Here is a 20,896-nt window from a genome sequence, read left to right as displayed (position 1 = left end):
TGGCGTAGGCCGCATCCGCGCACGCCCGGATCAACTCGGCGCGCCGGTTCTGCACGGCTTGGCGCATGATCGGCACCCACTGTTCGGCCGCGACGCCTTCCGGGTTCGGCAGGTGGTTGCGCAGCTGACGGTCGATCAGACCGTTGACCGTGGCGGCGACGGCGTCGGCGGTGAAGGCTTCGGTGCCGATCCAGCGGCCGAGCTGGCTCACCCTGGTCTGCTCGTCGCCGGCGCTAGGCGGTAGCCCGAGTTCGCCGCACAGCGAGGCCCATTGGCTGGACAGCAGCGAATCCAGCTGTTCGGTGCTCGACGCCGGGTTGCCCTTCTGCATGTGCCCGTCGAGCAGCTTGTCCACGCAGCTGCGGGCGAGCCGCTGGGCGGCGTATTCGGCGTAGCGGTCGCGGCCCATGCTCAGGCTGGAGAAACCGTAGGTGCCCCAGGGCAGCACGTCCCACGACGAGATGCCCCAGCCCAGCAGGTCCCGGTCGCCCACCGGCGACGCGGTGTTGCCCAGGTCGTAGGCGACGAACTGGTCGCTGGCCCGCCCGCTCATCATCAGTCCGGCCAGCCCGCGCGCCAGCCCCCGGTACACCGCGTACTGCGAGCCGTCCCCGAACAGGGTGCGGTCGGCGCCGATGTAGCGGCCCACCGGAAACACCCGCGCGAACGGAATCGGTTCTCCCTCACCGTGATGGTGGCCCAGGGCGCGCAGGATTCGCACGTCGTGTTCGCGGGCGGCACCGGACTGGCTGGCCACGATCTCGCCGAGCATCGCCAGCGCGTTGGCCCGCACACCGATGATGGCGCTCTGCGGCAGCGAGTCGAAAATGTCCGGGGTGACCATGAATACGCCCATCAACCGGGGATCCAGACCGGTGACCAGGGTCAGCAGGCGGCACACGTCCAGGGCCATCGAGGCGCCCGCACCACCGGCCATCGACGACACCACCAACACCAGCGGCGGTTCGTTGGGGTCGAACCTGCCCATGCCCGGCACGTCGACCGTCGACATCTCCGAGACGGTCTCGACGCGAAACAGCGTGTCCCACGCGGCCTGCAGGCGGGCGTGGATTTCGGCGGCCTTGCTCAGGGTGATCATCCGCCCGATCGCCCGGTACTGCCCGGCGCCGGCCGAGATCGGGATCGACACCTCCTGCGGGTTGCGCGGCGCCCAGGTGGCGATGGTGTCCAGCGCCGATTCGGCCGCCAGCCGTTGGGACAGCGCACCGTCAAGGACGGCGTAGCTGCTGCCCTGGGGGCCGCAGCCGACGTAGCTGCCGCCCTGGGCGGGCACGTTCGCCAGCCCCTCAGGGCCCGACTCGGCGGCGCTGGGGACGTCGATGTGCACGAATTGCCAACCGGCCAGCAGCTTTTCGATCCCAGCGGTGTGCAGTTCGGAGCGCAGCTGGTCCATCATGAGGGACAGCGTGGCGCCGCCGGAACCGCCGCAGCCCACTACCAGGAAACGTCGCATCAGGTGCCCTCTCCGAACGGGTCGAATGGATCTGGGTCATATCGATAGGAGGGTTGTGTCGCCTCGGTCGGCGGGAGCCCGGGCGGCCCGCCCTCCTTGCGCCCGTCGCGCTCATCGCGCTCGACAGGCTCGTCGTCGTACCGGTAGCCCGCGACCATCGTGTCGTCCTGGCGGGGTACCGGTTCGGGTATGGGCCGCTCCTGTGTCTCCGCCTCATTGAAACCCGGCGGCACCGGGCCCGTCGCGGCGGGCGGTGGCGGAGCCGGCCTCGGAGCCGGAACGGGAGCCGAAGGCGCCGAAACGGGCGCGCCCCCGAACGGTGAATCGGTGCCCCCGAAGGGATCGTCCCCGGCCGGGCCGGCCACGACGCCGGCGGGCGTGTCGCCGAACGGCGAGGCCGTCTCGCCCGGTGCGGCGAACGGCGCCGTCAGTCCCGCCTGCACCGCGCGCAGCCGCAGCCCGGCGAGCAGGTCGGGCAGCCGTTGGGCGATGTCCTCGTAGAGCCGCTCACGCGCGGTGGTGTCGGTGGTACCGGCCACCAACACCAGCACCTCGGCGGCGTTTTCGGGCCCGGACGGGTTGTGCAGGAGCACCCAGGTGTTGTGCACCGCGAGTGGGAGCACCGCGCGCAGGCCGGTCTTGTCCGATCCGGGAAGCTTCGACCCGACGCTGACCACGCCCTCGGCGTCGACGACCACATGGCCGGAGCCAAACGGGCTGCGCCCCAGCACGACCGAGAGGTTCACCCCGGCCACGGAGAGCTGGCGCGTGCCGCCGGGCGGCAGCCCGGTGACCGGTTGCACCAGATCGGTGTCGGCCATCGCGAACGGTTCACCGCCACGCAGCACCGCGTCGTGCTCGACCGCCACCGGGATGCGTTCGGCCAGCAGCGGATTGTCGGGAATCTTGCTGACCCACCACTTCGACGCGTACAGCAGCGCCAGGGGGATGCCGGGACCCAGCAGCAGCGCGGCGATGAGCACCAGAATGAAGTTGGTGGTGTTGAGCGGGTTGATCATCGACGCCGTGAACGCCACCGGCACGGTCTGGGCGTCGTCGGGATTGTCCAGCGTTGAAACATGAATGGGCACAGTGCCGTTGAGGCCGCCGTGGCCGTTGTGGTCGGTGTGCAAAGTGACCGACAGCTGTGCGGTCTCCCCCGCCTGCACCTTCAGGCAGTGCTGGCCCGAATTCGTCGGCGAACCCACGTGCGGCGTGCCGATGCCGTCGGGCGCGCCCGACACCGTCGCGGTATCGGTGTCGCTGATCCAGGCGCAACCGGGGCCGGTGATGTTCAGCGTCGCCGTCGCACCCTTGGCGCCCTCGACGGTGCCGAAGTCGATGCGCTCACCCGGGGTGGGCAGGCCGACCTTGGGCAGGATCTGCACGGGCACATCAACTTCCTGCGGCGACAACTGGGTGCCGGCGATCGGTCCGCCGTTCAGATCGGTGGTGTCGGCGGTGGTGATCACCAGCGACATCCGCAGCGTCGCGTGCCCCGGGGCGACCTTGGTTAGGTCGGCGTCGACGGGTTTGGCGATGTCGTCCTTGCCGGCCGCGGTCAGCAGCGGGATGGGCGCGGCGCCGTCGGGACCCAACGAGGCCGACATGGTGGCCGAGCCCGCCAGGTCGCTCGGGACCATCGGCTTGCCTTGCCCGTCAACCAAACCGAAGACGAGGCCCTTGAGGGTCTGGCCGCTGTGCCAGGCGACTTTGTCGCCGCCCGTCAGGGCCGGGAAGATGTCGGTGGTGATGTGAATGCTGACCTTGGATACCGCGTCGGGGTGCTGGCCGGTGGTGTCGACGTAGACGATCGCCCACTGCCCGCTCCAGTGCGGGGCGTTGCCGTTCTGCAGCGAGATCGTCTGCGCCGATTCGGATTGCCATTGGTAGTTCACCGAGACGCCGTCGACGTTGACGTTTTGAGCGCCGTCCTTCTTGGGCAGCGGCAGGATCTGCCCGGTCGGCGAGACGAGGTAGGGCTCGACGCCGGGCACGCCGCCGGAGCCCAGGATGTTGACCTCTTTGATGGACCGGTCCAGCACGAAGTTGTGCCGCGCCTCCGGGCACACCTTGATCGGGCACACCCCACCCTGGTCGGTCACGCCGGGATCCGGGTTGAGGGCGTCGAACGCGAACAACATGTCGTCGATGTTGGCGACGGGAAAGAAGTCGCCGGGCACCGGATCCGTGATGGCGCCGCACGCCAGGCCCTGCAATCCCTTGCCCGTGCTGATCGCCGACATCACGTTGAAGTCACCTGGAGTCTGCTTGGCGCCCAGCCCGATTCCCAGCATGATGATGTTGCTCGACCGCAGCTGGTCGGCCAGACCGCTGGGGCGGCAGATGGATTGGACGGCCTTCTGGGTGGTGTCCGGGATTCCGTTCGGTGAGTCCAGCGGGACTCCGTCGGCGTAGGGCTTGGTGATCGGTCGGGCGGTGAAATCGATCATGCCGTCGGAGAACCAGGCGATGGCCTGGCAGCGCTGACCCTTGTTGGCCGCGCCGCCGTGTGTGGTCAGCGCCTGCCGGGCGCCGTCGAGGGCCAGCCAATAGTCGGTGTCGATGCCGGTGTTCTTCTTGGCGATCGGATCCAGCGACGCCCCGACGCTGTCGGCGGTCGAGCCGGTGAGTTGAGTCCAATCATGTTCGGGGGCATAGGTATCGGAGAAACCGGCGACCGCGACGTCGAGTTTTGCGCTCACCCGGTCGGCGTACTTGCCCAGCGTCTGCACCAGGTAGCGGGCGGCCTGCACCCGCGCGGCCTGCGGGTCGGTCTGCTGCAGGCTGCTCGACTCGTCGAACAACAACAGCAGATCGCCGGTCTTCTGCGCGGCCAGGCATGCGCCGAACCGGCTGGCCCCCGGCGATCCGGTGGCCGACGCGACGGGCGCCCAGCCGACCAGGTTCAGCACCACGACCAAGAAGGCGGCCGCGGCGACACGCGCCAGCATCGCAAGGCCGTTGCGGCCGCGCCGTATTCGAGAGGAGTCCGCCACTACAACGTCCCCGCCCACAGCGCGATCTGCCAGGCCCCCACGGCGATTCCGATGAGGCAGACCACCAGCACCACCCAGTACAGCGTCGACGTCCAGGTCGGCGCGGAATAGATGGCCTCGGTGCGGCGCCGGGTGTCGACCCGGCTGAAGATCGCCAGGGCGCCGATCGCCAGCGGCCCGGCCGACAACCACCCGGCGACCGCGGCCGCGATCATCGGGCCGCCCAACGCGCTGGCTCCGGCCAGGGCCACACCGACGAGAGCCAGCGCCAGCGCCACCGCGAACCAGACCAGCGGCGGCCCGGCCGTCGTCAGCGCGCCCACGCCCGCCGGGTTCGCGGTCAGCTGCCCGAAGGCGTCGCGGCCGCCGGTCGGGTCGAACGCGGGCGGGCCCGGAAACGCATCCGGGCGCGCCGGGGCCGGTCGCTGGTTGGCCCACGGATCGAAGCCGCCCGAGTAACCCCCACCCGGCTGCCCCTGCGCGGGCGCCTGGCCGCCCCCGGCCGGGGCCTGCTTGCCCGGGCCAAAGTCGCTGAAGTCAAAGGGGTTTGGTGCGTTCATCGTCGCCGATCTCAATACGGGTTCAGGCACAGGGCGAAGGAGCGGTCGGGGGGCGCGGCCACGTATACCGAGTTGCACTGGTTGCTCGAGCCCACCCGCGCGGCGACCGTGTACACCCCGTCGCGGTGCTCGCAGTCGACACCGAACAGGTCCAGGGCGTCATTGCCCGTGCTGTTGCGCAGCTGAAGCTCCACGCAGGTGCCGATCGGCACGGTGGCCAGGTCGAGCTTCGGGCCGCGCGGCACCGTGGTCGGCGGCGCGACCGACGTGATGGTTCGGGGCGGCAAGGGCCTGGGCAGCGTGGAACTGGATGCGGTCGTCGGCGTCGAACCGCTGGGACGGGTGCCCCAGTACACGCCGCCGAGGATCAGCAGGACACACATCAGGTAGCCGATCACCAGGCCGGCGATGGCGGCCGGACGACCCCGCTCACCGCTGCGATTGATCTGCGGCAAGGCGAGGTGACCCAGCACGATGCCGGCGGGCGGAACGATCACCCCGAAGATCGGCGAGAGCACCGCGAGCGTGTTGTAGTCCGCGCGCGGCGGCTGTCCGCCAAACGGCGCACCCGGGTAGCCAACCGGGGTGGTGGGCGCAGCGCCGTATGACACCGTCGGCGGCTGTCCGCCAAAGGGATCGTTGGACTGCGGCGCAAAGGGATCGTCGCTGGGATACATCAATTCACCCCTTGAAGTCGACGATGCAGGCATACACGGTCTTGTTGTGGTTCCACAGCGTCGTGGGGGTCTTACAGGAGTCGTTCGAGAGCAGCTGGGTCACCTGCAGCACGCCCTCGCGCACCTCGCACTTGACCGGGTAGATGGTGATGAAGTCCGCCTTCTCCGACGGGTCGGGCTTGTTCTGCTGGACCTCGATGCAGTCGCCCACCCGAAGATCGCTGACCGAGACGCTCGGGCGCTGCGCCGGCGGTGGCGTGATCACCGTCGTGCGCGGCGGCGTCGGCGGCACGTACGGGCTGGGGGCCGCCGTCTTGACCGTGTCCGAGTCGGACCCACTGGTCACGATCCACACCGCCAGCGCACCGACCGCCAGCACGATGATGAGGTAGGAGGCCGTCAGGCCGAAGATGGCGCGGTCGCGGCCGCGCTGGTGGCGCTGGCGGATCTGGGACAGCGCGATGTGCCCCAGCGCGGCACCGGCCGGCGCGAAGACGAACGCGAAGATTGCCGACAGCGTGGCCAGCGTGTTGGTCTCGGGCTTCGGAGCCGACGGGAAGCCACCGGACCCCGCGGGCGAATGACCGGGTTGGTGCTGTCCGAACGCCGGCCCCTGGGCACCAGGCTGACCCCCGAAAGGGTCGCCGCCGAACGGATCCTGATAACCGCCGCTATAGGTCATCGGCGCCCCTCGATGCAGGGCCGGAGCTGGTCACCCATCCCCCTCATCAATGCCATCCCATTCCCCGCCACCGCGCCGTTGGGCGGCGTTCGCCGTCACCGCATGCCTGAAAACTCGTGACGTCCCACCGCAAAATCAACATAGTCGGTGCAGGCACGACGCACTCTTTTTCCACCAGAAGGACCTTTCGGTACTGCTACATATAGTGCTGCGCGGTACACACGCGCAATTTAGACTGCGGCCCGGCGTTCGCTGTCCGCTTCGCCCTGGCGTTAACTGCAGCATCGGACCGACTGCTGCAGGACGTGCATAAGTTCGCTGCGCAACGCTCGGGGGCCGACGGGCAATTAGCTCGCTCGCGGTCACCCAGGGGATAGTCGCCTTTCTGAACTCCAAAGCCGCGACCGGCTAGCGTGACCGCGGCGGCATATTTCGCCCGGCCGTCCGGATTTTCCATTCGTGCGACGTCACCGGCGTTTTTCATGTTGCCGAGTTCGACCAGCACCGCGGGGTACTGGGCCAGGTTCAGGCCGGCGAGGTCGTCGCGTCCGTAGAGGCCGTCCGAGCCGATGTAGTTCGCCGGCTCGAAGCCGGATTGAACGAGGGCGTCGCGCATCGCATGCGCCAGCTGCACGGCGGGCCCGGCTTGGACGTCATTCAGCGGCGGGCTCGAGTAATTGACGTGAAATCCGCTGCCGGATGGCGGCCCGCCGTCGGCGTGGATGCTCACGATCGCATCCGGGCGCATGGCGTTGGCCGCCGCCGCGCGCTGGTCGATGCACGGCCCGACACCGTTGTCGCCGTCCCGCGACAGCTGGGTGCGCACGCCCATCTGGTTCAGCGCATCGTTGATCAACCCCACTACCGCCCAGGTGAACGCATGCTCGGGATATCCGTCGTCGGCAGCCGCGCCCGACGTTTGACAAGGCTTGGTGCCACCGCGGCCGTTGGGGACCTGCTGGTTGATCGACGCGTCGTTCACGGCGTTGTGGCCCGGGTCGAGGAAAACGGACATTCCGGCCACCCCCGCATTTGCCCGCGGGCCGGGCAGCGATGCGGCGGCCGCGACGATCGCCGGCAGGAGACCGGCGACCTTCAGGGCGTCGCGGCGTGCGATGGATCGCGGCCCGCCCGGGCAATCGCTCACCGCGCGATGGTAGCAATCGTCAGTACTCCTCCAGGGCGGCCATCAGTGCCTCCTCAACGCCCTTCAAGAAGCTGGCCGGCACGTTGTAGCCACACGTCACCATCCGCAGTCTGCCCTCGTAGGTGGTGACTCCGGTCAGATATTCGCCATCGGTCTGGCTGACCACCACCGGTCCCCACACCGCCGTCGGGCGCAAAGGGCCTACGCCATCGAGGTTTCGCACGCCGAGGTTGGTGATCATGATGTCCCACGGACTGGTCCGGCTGAAAAGCTCCTCCGCGTCGGCGGTTTCGGCGTCGACGGTGATCATCTGTTCCAGGTCGGTTGCGGCGGCACGGATTCCGCGCGCCGATCGGGCCACCCGCAGGTGTGCGGTCGTCGCACGGGCCTGCTCCCAGAACGGTGTGCCGTCCCACGGCGTGTGCCCCGTCGCGGTCGGCACGATGCACATGGCGCAGCCGCCCTCGATTCCGAGGATCGGCAGCAGGTTCATCGGGCTGAGGACGCGGATGAATTCTTCGCCGCGGTCCGTGGCCCGCACGCGGCATTTCGCGACCACCAACGCGGCGTGCACCGTGGTGCGTTCGGCGCGGCACCGCGCTACCAGCCGCGCGGTGTCCGCATGGGTCATCGCCAGGGTGCGCACGTTGGTGAGGGTGCCATCGAAGGGACGCAGCACGCTGGGTGTGGTCATCCGCGGGTCATCCGGCGCGGCGGGGTCCGGCGGCTCCGCCGAGTGAAGGACTTCGGCGACGATCTGTTCTTGTGGTTGCGGCACAGGCAAACTCGTCAAGGCCTCGCCGTTGAGCGCGGCGATCACGTCGCGGAGCACGACGGTGGAACTGATTCCGTCCGCGACGGTGTGGTCGAAGGTGAGCAGCACCGCGCTACGCCAAGCGCTCTGCAGCAACAACGCTCGTATCAGCGGCGCCCGCGAACGGTCGAACGGCCGGGTGAGCTCCTCGGCCGCGGCCGCTTGCCAGGCCAGCTCCGGGCCGCGGCGCACGGTCAACTCCACGGGCGCGACGTCCGCCGCGCGATAGAAGCCCAGACGCGAGCCGAGGTGGTCCTCGACGTGCACGGATAGCAGGGGATGGCGTCGCAGAACAGCGGCCAAGGCGGCCCGCAGCGGCTTTTCGGCAAGCACCGCAGCGAATTCCGCCACGATCGAGAAATGCGCGGGATTGCGTTCGCTGTAGCGATAGAAGAGCCGCTCCGCCGCTCCCAGGGGGCGCACGAGGGTCGTCACCTGGCCGTGCTGCGGATTGTTCACGATCACCGAACCTCCAACCGCCGGTAAAGCGCTGCGACACAACGCAGACGGAACCCCGGCCGAGTCGGTTCATCCACGGAGACGAATTCATCCGACGTTCAACTGCCACCACGCTCGATACCCCGCGCGACCAGTGTGGCGCCGCCCGCTTGCCCCGGGCTCCCCACGTTGCGTCACGTTTCCCACAGATCGCGACATCGGGCCTGAAGTAAGCGCTGCCGTGCCTATGCACCGGATGCCGCGCCGTACTAAAAAGTATGTTACGGTCTCGGGCATGTCCGTGGTCGAACGCCAACCGCTGCACGGCGTCACCGACGAATTCGTTGCGCGGCTGGCCGATCGCGCCGAGGAGACCGAGCGATTGCGGCGCCTGCCCGCCGCGACGATCAGCGATTTCCGGCAGACCGACCTGTTTCGGTTGCTTCTACCGTCCCGGTTCGGCGGCCTTCAGGCCTCGTTTCCCCAACTGCTGCAACCGATTCGGCGGATGGCGCACGGTTGCGCGTCCAGCGCCTGGACGCTGGGCTTCTACGCACTGCACAACTGGATGCTGTCGCTGTTCGATCCGCGCGTTCAGGACGAGGTCTTCGCCTCCGGCCCCGTGCTGGCGCCGGCTCCCCTGGCCCCCACCGGCCGCGGCGTGCCGGCCGACGGTGGCGTGCGCCTGACCGGCAGGTGGCCCTGGGCGACCGGTGCGATGGATGCCGATTGGATGATCGTCGGCGCGCTCATCGAACGGCAGGACCGTATCGATCCGGTGCTCGTCGTGCTGCCCGCCGACCAGGTCGAGGTGGTAGACACCTGGCAGACGGCCGGCATGCGCGGCACCGGTTCGCATGATCTCGTCATCACCGACGTGTTCGTCCCCGAGCACCGAGTGGTCGCCGTGGCCGACATCTACGGCGGGACGGCACCCGGCGCGGCTGCACACGGGGTCGCGACGTACCGGTGGCCGATGGTTCCGGCGCTGGCGCTGACGGCGTCGATGCCCGTGCTCGGCACCGCGGAGCGGGTGACCGAGCTCTTCGCCGAACGGCTCAGCGAGCGCGTGCTGGCCTACAGCGGGGTGGCGCAGAAAGACCAGCCGGCCGCGCAGATCAGGCTGGGCGAGGCTCGGGTGCGGCTGAGTTCACTGCGGGCGCTGGTGGCTCGGACCGCCGACGAGATCGAGTCGATCGTCGCCAGCGGCGAACGGGTGAGCCGGTCGGTGCGGGCCGACGCGCGGTTGGCGGCCGCGCGCACCGTGCACGAAAGCCGGGCGATCATCGCCGATCTCATGGAGGCCGCGGGCGCCAGCGCACACTTCTTGTCGAGCCCACTGCAGCGCGCCAAGCGCGACGTGGATATCGCCGCGGGACATGTCGTGTTCGACTACGACACCAGTCGAGAGTTGGCCGGGGCGTTGGCGATTGGCGCGAAGATCTCACCCATCGCCATGATCTGATTTGGCTTGGGCCGTCCCCGACTCGCCCAGCATCACGGCCAGGAATCTTTCTCGTTGAGCCACCGACCGGGCCTGCTCGGCCGAGGTCGTGAGGTGCAGCAGGCCGATCCCTGCGGCGAAGGTCAGTTCGGCGCGCAGTCTGGCGTCCTCGTAGCTCAAACCGTAGTCGCAGTAGGCCTTTATCACGGTGCGCAGCAGCAGCCGGTCGGCGGCGCGGATGTTCTCGGCCGCCACCGGGTCCAGGCGGGCCCATTCGCGCATCGCCCGCTCGAGCACCCAGTATTTGGGGCTGACGAGCGTTTCGGTCAGGGCCGACAGCCGTTCCCGGGGAGGTAGCCCGTCGAGCTCGGTCAGCGCCTGACGGTCGCGCTCCAGGAATTTGTTCCACGACTCGACCAGTGCGGCCCGATACGCTTCGATGTCCTCGAAGTGCCAGTAGAAGCTGCCGCGGGTGACACCCGCCTGCTGGCAGAGGCGTTCGACCTTGAGTGCGCGCACTCCCTCATGGGCAAGGACGGTGTAACCCACCTCGAGCCAGTCCTCGGCTGACAGGCGGGTCGACGGCTGCTTGCGCTCCACCATTCCATGGACATTACGGGAGGCCCCCCTGGTCGGAGGGAAGATTAGGCAATCTCGGTAATTACTTTTCGTCTGACCCCGTCGGCGGAATGGGGAGCCGCGCGGTCTCGTCGAGGTCCACGTCGAGCGCGTTGAGCATCAGCGCCAGGCCCGCGTATCGGGCGATGACCATCAGCGCCTCGACGGTGGCCTCCGATCCGAGGGCGGTGTGCACTTTCTGGAAGAGCGGTTCGGCGACGCGGCGGGTGGTCACCAGTTCGGTGGTCAGGTGCAAAATGGCCAGCTCGGTGGCGTCGAATTGGCTTGTTTTCCAGTCGGATTCGGAGGTGATGGCGTCAATGGTTTCGACGTCGACTCCGACGGTTTGTGCGACGTCTTTGTGTTGGCCGAGTTCGTAGGGGCAGTCCATCAGGTAGGCGGTGCGCAGCACGATGAGTTCGCGAAGCCTTCTGGGCAGCACCGGGCTGGTCAGCGCGGCGTCGCCGGCCACCATCCAGCCGGTGAACACCTTTTCGGCGTTGGCGAGCGCGCGGTACACGTTGAGATTGCCCCGCCGCGCGGTCAACTCGCGGGCTCTGTCGGGCATCTGTTCGGGCCGACGATACGGGATCCGGGTCATGCGTCGATCTCCAGGTCGACGGCGTTGAGGACCAAGGCGAGGCCGTAGTAGCAGCTGACGATCATCAGCAGTTCCGTGAGCGCCTCGTCGCCGAGCAGGGCGTGGGCCGTGGCGAAGGAGTCGTCGCTGAGCCGTCGGGTGGTGCACAGTTCGGTGACGGTGTCGATGACGGTGCGTTCGTCGCTTTCGAACCCGGCTGCATCCAGGTTCGCTTTGTCGAGCAGGGCGTCGATCTGTTGCTCGGTAAGTCCCGCGGTGCGGGCGAAGTTCTTGTGCTGAGCGAGTTCGTAGGGCGAGTCCTGCAAATGGGCCGCCCGCAGGATGATCACTTCCCGCATCCGCGGGGTGAACGTCGGGCTATTGAACAGCCCACCGACCATCTGCGCCCATCCGTCAAAGATGTTGGGCGCGTTGGCGATCAGTCGTAGCACGTTGAGGGTGTCCGGGCGTGTGAGGAGCTGCCGGATGTGGGCGGGTTGCTCGTCTGCGTTGGCAAGGGGCATTCGCGTCATCGCCGAGGTCCTTTCTCGTGCACCAAGGGTGTTAGCACATGCGCTCTTGCCGCGAGCTGTCGATTGCGTTTTATCACAAACTATTTCGTCATGGCGGCGCCGACCGTCACTTGGTCACGATAGCCGAGTTGTAGTTAGGGGCCCACGCCTGCTCAAAGGTGGCGAGGGGAATCTGCTCGTCGCGGCCGGTATCGATGCCGCTGTCGTTGAGGTGCACCACACCGGCCTTGCTGTCGATGCCGGTGACCACCACGAAGTGGTTTGCGGAGTTGCGCTTCCCCGGCCGGTTCCAGATTGTCTCGGCATTGACGATGGCGATGACTTTGTGGTTTTCGCCAAGCTTGCGCGCCAGGGCGACGGTGTCGGTTTGGATGTTGTCGGCTCTGATCCAGTAGTGCCACAGCAGCACCGGAAGGTCGGCGATATCGGTATTGCCCGTCGGCTTCCAGATCGACCCGTGACCCGTTGCGCTCGGTGTGGTTTCGGCCAACGCGATCATCTGCTGCTCGCTGGGCTCGCGTCCGGTCAGCTGGCCGACCACATCGGCCACCGCCAGTTCACCGCAGTCCGAACCGTGTTGGCGGCGCCAGTACGGCGCGGCGGCGACGGGATCGCCAAACATCGCCGCCTCATGGTCGGCGTCGGGCACAGGAGCGCCCGGGTTGGCGTGCACCATGGCTGCCGATATCACCGGCGACGCTGTTGCGGTGGCGGACAACAGAACGGCCCGACCCAGCGTTCGCGCTGCGGTGAGGACCTTTGCCGGCAAGATGCTGGTCATAGGCGCCCGTTCTCGAACCGCCGCGGCGGCGTGTAGAGCCTCAGATTTGGCCTTGGACGGATATTTAACCGAAACTCGGCGGAAATGCCGGGCCGACGCGCGGGTGGTTATAGCTATGAGATCAAGCTGAAAGCTGCAACGGCCCAAACCGTACGGCGCCTACTGCGCCCCGGCGGCAGCTCGAAGTCAGACGGCCTGCGGCGCATCGGCTTCCGGCTCGGAAGTCGTGCTGAGTTGCTGCACAAGGTCGGCGGCGACGGTACGCAGCGGGAGGTTCTTCTCCTGGCTTTTCCGGCGAAGCAAGTCGAAAGCCTGGTCGGCGTCGATCTGGTGGATGGCCATCAGCATGCCTTTGGCCTGCTCGATGGGTGCGCGGGTTTGCAGCGCACGCTGGATGGATGCGGCCACGTCCCGGGCAGAGCGAAAGCGGACGAAGTCGCCGATCGCGCGTGACACCGCCGTGGTGAGCATGGCGAGAATCTCGGCGTCGAAGTTGTCGAATGCCGAGCGCGAACGTCCATAGAGATTCAGCGATCCGAGCGTTTGTTCTTCTGTGAACAAGGGTGCGGCCAGGAAGCTGTGGATTCCTTCGTCGCGGGCCGCGGCAGCAAACCTCGGCCACGTCGCGGCGGCCTCGTCGGAGTCGACAAGCATGATGGTGCGGGTCCGGGAGGCGTCCAGGCACGGTCCCTGACCGGCGTCGTATTGCTCGGTATCGACACGCAGAGTGCGTTGGTCGGTGTGCACGGCGGTATAGATGCGACCGCCCAGGTCGATGGTCACCCCCGTGCTGTCGGCGCCGCCGACGGCGTCGTGGGCGATCTCGCAGACATGTTGCAGCAGCGTCAGCAGGTCGTCCTCGTCGGCGACGCTGCGACTGGCGCTGACCAGCATCTGACCCAACATGGTCGGCGTGATCCTGTTGTCGGCGGTGGCCTGGATGACCAGGTCGGCGACCTGCGCGCTGTCCTGCGCCGACGCGGCGGCCGGAAGGGAGTCGTCGGTGCGCTGATCCTGGGAAACCATCAGCACAGTGTGACACGAATCGCCGTCGGAGACGCCTGCTGAGCAGGCATTCAGGGTTTGCGTGATCGCCTTCGGGGGTGGCGGGCGCGGCGGGTTCGGCGGGTGACTCCACTGACATCGCAGATTGGCCGTTTCGGCTTGCCGACAAGAGGCATCCGCCAGCGATGAGCGCACAACGACTCACCCGTTTGCTAGGGACCGCCGTGGCAACGGCGTGGGCGTGCATGGTCAGCGCACCCGTCCCCATCGTGTCTGCCGCCCCGTGCCCTGACGTGGAGGTGGTGTTCGCCCGCGGTACCGGCGAGCCACCCGGAGTCGGCGGGATCGGGCAGGCTTTCGTCGACGCGCTGGGGTCGCGGGTCGGCGGCAAGTCGGTCGGGGTGTATCCGGTCAACTACCCAGCCAGCAGCGATTTCAATGGAGGCATCGCGTTCGCGGCGACGGTCGTCGAGGGGATCAGGGGACGCCGGTGCTCACCTGCAATCGACGGCGGCCGACTGCCCCAACACCCGAATGGTGCTCGGCGGCTATTCGCAGGGCGCCGTCGTGTCCGGCTTCGTCACGTCGGCCGCCGTGCCGAAGGAAGTTCCCGCGGAGTTCGCCTCCTCCGTGCCGCAGCCGCTGCCGTCGGAGGTGGCCCGTCATGTCGCCGCGGTGGTGCTGTTCGGAACGCCGTCCAACGAGTTCCTGCGCGATGCCGGCGCGCCACCCATCACGATCGGTCCCCTGTAGGCGCCCAAGACCATTCAGTTGTGCGCTCCCGACGACACCATCTGCAATGGCGCACCTCCGGGGCCGCCCGGCGTCGCGCACACTCTCTATGCGGCGAACGGCATGGCGGGCCAGGGCGCGGATTTCGCTGCGAGTCATTTGTAAATCATCGTTATTTGTTTCGTTGTCGGGTCGGGAGCGATTCGCCTGTATCTCTCACGCAAGACCAATAGAATCGGCCGCGGCCTACCTGGACAACCCCGGCCCGCTTCCCGCAGCCTCATCGAGATCAACCGGCGCAGATAGGACCGACATTCTGACGAGAGGCCCAGAAACTACCAACTTCGACGCTAGCCAGCTCTAGCAATCGCAGCAGCGAAGCGGTCGCATTCGTTGCCAGCACTTACTAGCGCTACCTGAAGCCTTGCTAGCAGCGCTTCGATCTCCTGGAGGCGCAGAAGGATACGTCGCTGTTCTTGAACCGGCGGCACCGGAAGGGGAGTTGATCGAAGCTCCGTCATATTGATGGACGCGAGATTCGTCGTCCGTTTGGCTTTGGACTGGAAGTACCGTCGTCCCTCCTCGGAGTTGGTGAATAAGGAGATCCACTCGGGAAGAACTTCGTCGGTCAACGGCCTGGCTCGGAAGACATGGTTCTGGTGTAAGCAAGGGTCAATCTCACCGGTCCAGATAGCCGATCGCCCAAGCTTGTCCCAGTCTCCACCTTCCGTGAGGAGCACGTCGCCCGATCGGAGCGAATAACGAGCGACCTCGTCCACTGCCACGTCGATTGTCTTCACTTCGTCGAGCAGGAGGTAGCCGGCCTTCACGTTCGCTACCCGTAGATAGGGCAGCGCCACGGTTTTCCGGTTACCCAACTTGCGTCCTTTGGCCACACCACCGCCGATATCGCACCAGTCGTCTAGCGGCGCAACCACCCATCCGGGCGGAATGGCATATGACAGCTCTTCTCCGGACATTATCGGGAGCTCTGCTCTGCGCCGAACACCTCCGCCCTCTAGGAGGGCATGCTTCCTGCGCTGGCAGGCCTGCAGAATAGCCAATGCCGGTTCGTCATCCGGGTTTTGTGGTACAAGCCGGCCTTCCACCGCGAGCTGACGAACTGTGTCGCGGATGTCGTCAATGCAACCGGGGTGGTCTGTGACGGTGGACCAGTTGGTGCTGATTCGCTCCCATGCGCGGAATAACTCGCCAACATCCTGAGCCTCAGTCAGCGAGTGCAGGGCTGACTTCCTGAATCTCGTACTCACGAAATGAAGCTGTTGTTTACGAGATCCGAGCTCCTCGCACAACAGCAATAGCTGATCGATGCGCTCCACGATTCGTTTCTGCTCAGCCACAGGAGGAATTGGACAAACAAGCCCCTCCATTGCTTCCTTAGTCATGTGGAGCATGGCAAGTCCGTGTGAGGCTGACTTCACCGCTTCAGTCAGCGCAGCAAGCAGGTGAAACGCGAATCGTCGCTCCACGGCCGGTGAAGTAACTACTTTCCATATGTGGTAGTGAAAGATCGCTCGCTCGCCCATCCAGAGGTACGGACCGAACGATGCCGACCACGCAAAAAGCAGATCGCCTGTGGCGCAATAGTTATGTGGCTTCAGATCAAGGTCCGAGTAGTAGTAGTCGTCGCCACCGTTCAGGTTCTGGATGCGAATGACTGGCGTTCCCGCCGTCTTCCACTCTGTCTTTTTGTAGGCGCGTCCATTGATAAACTGGAAAACCTCGCCTAGCCGACAATATGTCCAGCCGAAAGGGAGGTCCTCTTCACCTAACGGATAGCCCGACTCTTTACGGCCGTACTTTGCGGGAGCGGTCTGTTCGACCCAAGTGGCCCTGCCGGCCTCTGCCGACGCGATGGCGAGAGCCGCAGGCGTGTCTTTGATGTCTTGCTCGACCAGGCGGCCGCGCATTGCGAGATCGAGGACAAGTCCCCGCAATATGTCGATACCGCCAGGCGCGTGGGCGATGTGGCCGAAGTTATTGATGAAGGTCTCAGGGTTCATCAGTCGCGGACGAGTGCTTGTTCGAATGCCGCCCTGAGTTGTTCACGAACCGCGTCGAGCTCGGCGGTCGCTTCCGTGTAACGGGCCAGAAGGATGTCGGGGTCCTCGTGGCCATTGTCGGGCACGTTGGGGTTGGCAATATCGAGGTTGTAGCCGCGAGCCGCGATGTCGGCGGCCGTGACCTTCCATGCTCGCTCGGTTTCTTCGCGTTCGTGCCACCACGCTTTCTCGGGCGCGAATTCCTCGATCCGTATCGGCTTGGTTTTCGAATAGCTCTTATACCCCTCTGGGTAAGGGTGCTCGTAGAACCAGATGTCCTTCGTCGGCTCACCCTTGGTGAAGAATAAAATGTTGGTTTTGATGGGCGTATAGGGGGCAAAGACCCCCTTGGGAAGCCGGACTATCGTGTGCAGGTTGCACTCATCCAGCAGCTTGCGCTTGATGCGAGTCTTGATGCCCTCACCGAACAGGGTGCCATCGGGAAGGACGATGGCCGCCCGACCACCGTCCTTAAGCAGCTCCATGACCAGTACGAGGAATAGATCGGCTGTCTCTCGGGTACGGAATTCAGTCGGGAAGTTATTCTCTATCCCGTCCTCTTCCATGCCGCCGAAGGGTGGATTGGTGACGATTAAATCCACCTGGTCCTTTGGGCCGTAATCCCGTAGCGGGCGGGCGAGGGTGTTGCCGTGACGGATCTTGGGAGCCTCTAGGCCATGAAGCATGAGGTTGGTCACGCACAGCAGATGGGGGAGGGCTTTCTTCTCAACTCCCTGGATATTCCCCTTCAACTCTGAAAGCTTTGCCGGGGTATTGGCTTGCTTGCGTAGGTGCTCGAATGCGGCGGTAAGAAATCCTCCGGTACCGCACGCCGGGTCGAGCACCGTTTCGCCGAGGCGCGGCGTCACCATATCGATGGCGAACTGCGTCGCGGCACGAGGCGTATAGAACTCGCCAGCGTTGCCCGCGCTCTGGAGGCCACGGAGGATTTGTTCGTAAATATCGCCGAATAGGTGACGGGTCTTCGATTCGTTGAAGTCGATATCGCGGCTGATTCTGTTGATCACTTGCCGCATCAACGTGCCGGACTTCATGTAGTTGTAGGCGTCCTCGAAGACACCGCGCAGCAGCTCCGCGCGTTCGCGCGCCTTGCCGGTGAATTCGGCGACGTTGAAGTCCTTGAAGGTCGGGAAGAGGTCGTTGTCGACCAAGTCGAGTAGGGCGCCGCCGGTAGGGGCTTCGGTGCCCAATAAGTCTTCGTTGGCCCAAGCGTCCCATCGCAGATGAGGCGGGACCGGTGAAACATAACCATCGTTTTCAAGCTCGGTCTCGATCTCGAGGTCGCTGAATATTTTGAAAAAGAGCATCCAGCCGAGCTGACCGATGCGCTGCGCGTCGCCATCAACGCCGGCGTCCTTCCGCATGATGTCTTGGATGGACTTCACGGTTGTCGACAGGGTCACGCGGCGTTCTCCGGGTTAGGCGGTGGGTTCGTAGAGAGCGGCGTCAATCTGCCGCACCGCATCAAGGTACTGTTCCTTCCCCCCAAATCTTCGGATGAGCTCAACGGGCGTGCCGAGTTGCGGGAAGGGGTCGAGCTTCAATACCTCGATGTCACCGAGTGAGTCGAGCCCTTGGTCCTCGTATTTATCAAGGAGGGCCGTGAGGACCTCGCGTGCTTGGTCACCGTACTCAGTGAATACATTGCGCTTTCGGACGTTGTCAGCCCGCTCTCGGCGGGTGAGGACGGGCTGGTCGAACGCGACGTGACAGATCAGGTCGAACGGGTCGAGATCAGCACCGACAGCGTCCTCCAGTGCGCCCAGAAGCACACCTCGGTCCAATAACTCGTCGACGATGGCCTGCTTTCGATCGGCCGACTTCCATCGCTTAAGGAAATCGTCGAGGGACGCGAACTCTTCATGCACAGTGCGGCGCGTGTAGTCCTTGAGTGACTCAGTGATGAGCTTGCCGTCGCGGTCGTAATACTGCACACGCTCGGCGGCCACCGTGAACCTCACGCCGCTCACCACATATACGTGGGCGTCTTCTTCGATGTCAGCTTCAGCGTCCTCGATGATGTGGTCGGGATCATCCAGGATCTCCTCAATTTCCTCAGTGATCGGCTCGTCTGCGAGCTGAGGCGCCGGCGGGGTGACCTGCCCGCCGTCTTCGGGTGGTACACGGTATGTCTGGATCGGCGGGCCATCCCACTCCGGATCGGCGAATAGCTCAGTGGCCTTCCGGAAGTCGAGGATGGTGAAGAAGTACTTGCCGTAGTCGGTCCGTATGCGCGTGCCACGGCCGATGATTTGCTTGAACTCTGTCAAAGACTGGATCCGCTGGTCGAGGACGATGCAATGGCACGTCTGCGCGTCGACGCCGGTAGATAGCAGTTTTGAAGTGGTCGCGATCACCGGGTACGGCCGCTTTGGGTCAATGAAGTTGTCGAGCTGGGCTTTGCCCTCGTCGTTGTCGCCGGTGATACGCATTACGTAGCGATAGTCGGCTTGCACGAGTGGCGCATTCTCGGGCACATTCACTAACGCCTGTCGCATGCGCTCAGCGTGGTCGATGCTCTGGCAGAAGACGATGGTCTTGTCCATTGGATTGGTGCCGTGCAGGAATGAGCTAATCCGCTCTGCAACAACCTTGTCCCGCTCCGGAAACACGATGTCGCGATCGAAATCCATCAAGTTATAGATACGGTCTTCGATTAGTTGGCCGGTGTCATCAAGCTGGCCTGCTTCGGGACGCCAACCCAGAAGGTCGTTGTCCAGATCTATACGTACGACCTTATAAGGTGCAAGAAACCCATCCTCGATTCCCTCTTTAAGTGAATATGCGTATACGGGCTCGCCGAAATAGTGAATGTTTGAGACGTACTTTGTCTCCTTCGGTGTGGCCGTCATCCCGAGCTGAATTGCCGCGTTGAAGTACTCGAGCACCTCCCGCCACGCCGAGTCGTCAGCTGCCGAACCCCGGTGACATTCATCGATCACCACCATGTCGAAAAAATCTGCAGGAAACTTGTCATAGACAGGTTCTTTGCCCTCAGTTCCCATGATCGCCTGGTAGAGGCCGAGATAGATCTCGTAGCTGGTATCGACCCTGTTTTTCTCGTCGACCAAGCCCCTGTTCAGCTTCTTCATCACGCCGCCGAATGGGCGAAAGTCGTTCTGAATTGCCTGATCAACCAGGACGTTTCGGTCCGCCAGGAACAGCACACGCTTGACGTGTTTAGTCTTCCAGAGCCGCCATATGATGTTGAAAGCTGTGTATGTCTTGCCCGTGCCCGTCGCCATAACTAGGAGCAGCCGCTTCTGGCCGCGGGCGACAGCCTCGATTGTCCGATTGATGGCTAATTGCTGATAATAGCGAGCCTCCTTTCCGCCGACTTCGGCGTAGTTCGGGCTCGTCACCAGCTCGTCGGCAGAGGCATCAAGATCCCGCCACTTCCGATAATGCGCCCAAAGCTCATCTGGGGACGGGAATCCGTCCAAGCCCAGGGCCTGCTCAATGCCGTCGAAGGTGCCGGTCCGGTCATGAAACAGAAACCCATCACCGTTTGAGCTGAAAACGAACGGGACATCTAGCTTCTCTGCATACGCCAGCGCCTGTTGCATTCCGGCGCCGACCGCGTGGTTATTGTCCTTAGCCTCTATGAGCGCAATCGGAAGGTCCGGCGTATGGAAGAGCAGGTAGTCAAGGCGCTTTCGCTTGCCTCGTGCTACAAGTTTTCCCCTCACGATAATCTTGCCGTCGGTGAATCCGAACTCACGCCGCCAACGGTTAGGCGCCCACCCTGCTGCGGCGAGTGCGGGGGTGATATAGCGATCACAGATGTCGGACTCGCTCAATGCCTTCTTGTTGACCAACCCACCTCCCCTCGCCAAAGAACCTAGGATATGGGCACTCACACCCCGGAGGAGCCAATTTGGCTACTCAGTCGGCTGGTCTTGAGGGCTCGATGGCTTCGGTCCAGCTGGGCTGCCGACCCCGCGTGGACGCAACTGCACCAAATCGGCCACCGCCATGACCTCCGTACTGGCCGGCGAGTGGCCGTGGTCAGAACACCATGCGTTGGTGCAGTTCTCGGGCAAGTACTCGACGCGCTGGCGACTCGCCGTTGCAATGGATGAGGCTGCCGTCTCTAGTGAAGAGTCCTTCAGCGTGCAACAGACGTTCAGTGTTCGTTGCGTGTGGTCTTACAGAGTTTGGAGATGCGCACACGCTGATCGATGTTGGTATAACCAGCCAGTGGCAACCATGACGGTTCGAGCTCAATGGCGCTCGCAGCGCAATACTGAGGCACTCTCATCACGTCCAGATCACTTGGCTCCGACGCCGCGCTTCTCGCGTAGTAGTCAACAGCACATCCGGTAAAC

Annotated in this window: 15 protein-coding genes and 2 pseudogenes; 2 read left to right on the top strand and 15 right to left on the bottom strand. The window is 64.9% G+C overall.

The genetic code is table 11. From position 1 onward, the window contains the following. The 7 genes and pseudogenes from A5624_RS22950 to A5624_RS22920 all read right to left on the bottom strand — a co-directional run. A partial coding sequence (locus A5624_RS22950; protein ID WP_231997756.1) for a tubulin-like doman-containing protein occupies window positions 1-1,474 on the bottom strand: 1,474 nt, incomplete at its 3' end. After that, on the bottom strand, window positions 1,474-4,428 hold the full coding sequence (locus A5624_RS22945) for a VWA domain-containing protein (protein WP_066871532.1): 2,955 nt from the start codon (window positions 4,426-4,428) through the stop codon (window positions 1,474-1,476). The genes A5624_RS22945 and A5624_RS22950, both read right to left, overlap by 1 nt. 44 nt (window positions 4,429-4,472) lie before the next feature. After that, window positions 4,473-5,033, bottom strand: coding sequence for a hypothetical protein (locus A5624_RS22940; RefSeq protein WP_066871529.1), 561 nt, complete (start codon window positions 5,031-5,033; stop codon window positions 4,473-4,475). 11 nt (window positions 5,034-5,044) lie between these two features. Beyond that, entirely contained in the window at window positions 5,045-5,710 is a 666-nt protein-coding gene (locus A5624_RS22935) for a DUF4190 domain-containing protein (protein WP_066871526.1), read from the bottom strand. A 4-nt stretch (window positions 5,711-5,714) separates the two neighbouring features. Beyond that, the gene (locus A5624_RS22930; protein ID WP_066871523.1) at window positions 5,715-6,392 is read right to left on the bottom strand and encodes a DUF4190 domain-containing protein; all 678 of its coding nucleotides are present in this window, start codon (window positions 6,390-6,392) and stop codon (window positions 5,715-5,717) included. Window positions 6,393-6,804: 412 nt separating this feature from the next. After that, window positions 6,805-7,509 (bottom strand): annotated as a pseudogene (locus A5624_RS22925) (Rv3717 family N-acetylmuramoyl-L-alanine amidase); the annotation flags it as partial. A gap of 49 nt (window positions 7,510-7,558) precedes the next feature. Next, window positions 7,559-8,812, bottom strand: coding sequence for a condensation domain-containing protein (locus A5624_RS22920; protein WP_066871553.1), 1,254 nt, complete (start codon window positions 8,810-8,812; stop codon window positions 7,559-7,561). 274 nt (window positions 8,813-9,086) lie between these two features. Between A5624_RS22920 and A5624_RS22915 the strand changes: the two genes are divergently transcribed. Then, window positions 9,087-10,256: an acyl-CoA dehydrogenase gene (locus A5624_RS22915; RefSeq protein ID WP_066871520.1), complete on the top strand. Its 1,170-nt coding sequence runs from the start codon at window positions 9,087-9,089 to the stop codon at window positions 10,254-10,256. Here the strand turns inward: A5624_RS22915 and A5624_RS22910 are convergent. The 5 genes from A5624_RS22910 to A5624_RS22890 form a co-directional block, all read right to left on the bottom strand. After that, complete coding sequence (locus A5624_RS22910; RefSeq protein WP_066871517.1) at window positions 10,236-10,838, bottom strand: TetR/AcrR family transcriptional regulator; 603 nt, start codon at window positions 10,836-10,838, stop codon at window positions 10,236-10,238. The genes A5624_RS22915 and A5624_RS22910 overlap by 21 nt on opposite strands. A gap of 58 nt (window positions 10,839-10,896) precedes the next feature. Next, window positions 10,897-11,454 carry a carboxymuconolactone decarboxylase family protein gene (locus A5624_RS22905; protein ID WP_066871514.1) on the bottom strand — a complete coding sequence of 186 codons (558 nt, stop codon included), beginning with the start codon at window positions 11,452-11,454 and terminating at the stop codon, window positions 10,897-10,899. Then, window positions 11,451-11,966, bottom strand: a complete 516-nt coding sequence (locus tag A5624_RS22900; protein ID WP_197519015.1) for a carboxymuconolactone decarboxylase family protein — start codon at window positions 11,964-11,966, stop codon at window positions 11,451-11,453. The genes A5624_RS22905 and A5624_RS22900 overlap by 4 nt, the downstream gene beginning before the upstream one ends. Window positions 11,967-12,072: 106 nt before the next feature. Then, the gene (locus tag A5624_RS22895; RefSeq protein WP_066871508.1) at window positions 12,073-12,747 is read right to left on the bottom strand and encodes a C39 family peptidase; all 675 of its coding nucleotides are present in this window, start codon (window positions 12,745-12,747) and stop codon (window positions 12,073-12,075) included. A 186-nt stretch (window positions 12,748-12,933) separates the two neighbouring features. Continuing rightward, on the bottom strand, window positions 12,934-13,773 hold the full coding sequence (locus A5624_RS22890; protein ID WP_066871550.1) for a GAF and ANTAR domain-containing protein: 840 nt from the start codon (window positions 13,771-13,773) through the stop codon (window positions 12,934-12,936). A gap of 164 nt (window positions 13,774-13,937) precedes the next feature. Here A5624_RS22890 and A5624_RS22885 point away from each other — a divergent pair. Further along, window positions 13,938-14,649 (top strand): annotated as a pseudogene (locus tag A5624_RS22885) (cutinase family protein). A gap of 185 nt (window positions 14,650-14,834) precedes the next feature. On the opposite strand, the gene A5624_RS22880 reads toward A5624_RS22885, so the two are convergent. Genes A5624_RS22880 through hsdR form a run of 3 tightly spaced genes read right to left on the bottom strand, consistent with a single transcriptional unit; the run spans window position 14,835 to window position 20,386 of the window. Further along, complete coding sequence (locus tag A5624_RS22880; RefSeq protein WP_066871505.1) at window positions 14,835-16,508, bottom strand: restriction endonuclease subunit S; 1,674 nt, start codon at window positions 16,506-16,508, stop codon at window positions 14,835-14,837. Next, a complete protein-coding gene (locus A5624_RS22875; RefSeq protein ID WP_066871501.1) occupies window positions 16,508-17,971 on the bottom strand; it encodes a class I SAM-dependent DNA methyltransferase in 1,464 nt (487 codons plus the stop codon). The genes A5624_RS22880 and A5624_RS22875 overlap by 1 nt, the downstream gene beginning before the upstream one ends. 15 nt (window positions 17,972-17,986) lie before the next feature. After that, on the bottom strand, window positions 17,987-20,386 hold the full coding sequence (hsdR, locus tag A5624_RS22870) for an EcoAI/FtnUII family type I restriction enzme subunit R (protein ID WP_066871498.1): 2,400 nt from the start codon (window positions 20,384-20,386) through the stop codon (window positions 17,987-17,989). Between the last annotated feature and the right edge of the window lie 510 nt (window positions 20,387-20,896).

It is taken from the genome of Mycobacterium sp. 1482292.6, assembly GCF_001672995.1.
In the GTDB taxonomy this organism is placed as follows: domain Bacteria; phylum Actinomycetota; class Actinomycetes; order Mycobacteriales; family Mycobacteriaceae; genus Mycobacterium; species Mycobacterium europaeum_A.
The sequence above is the reverse complement of the archived record's forward strand: the minus strand, read 5'-3'. Positions and strand labels throughout refer to the sequence as shown.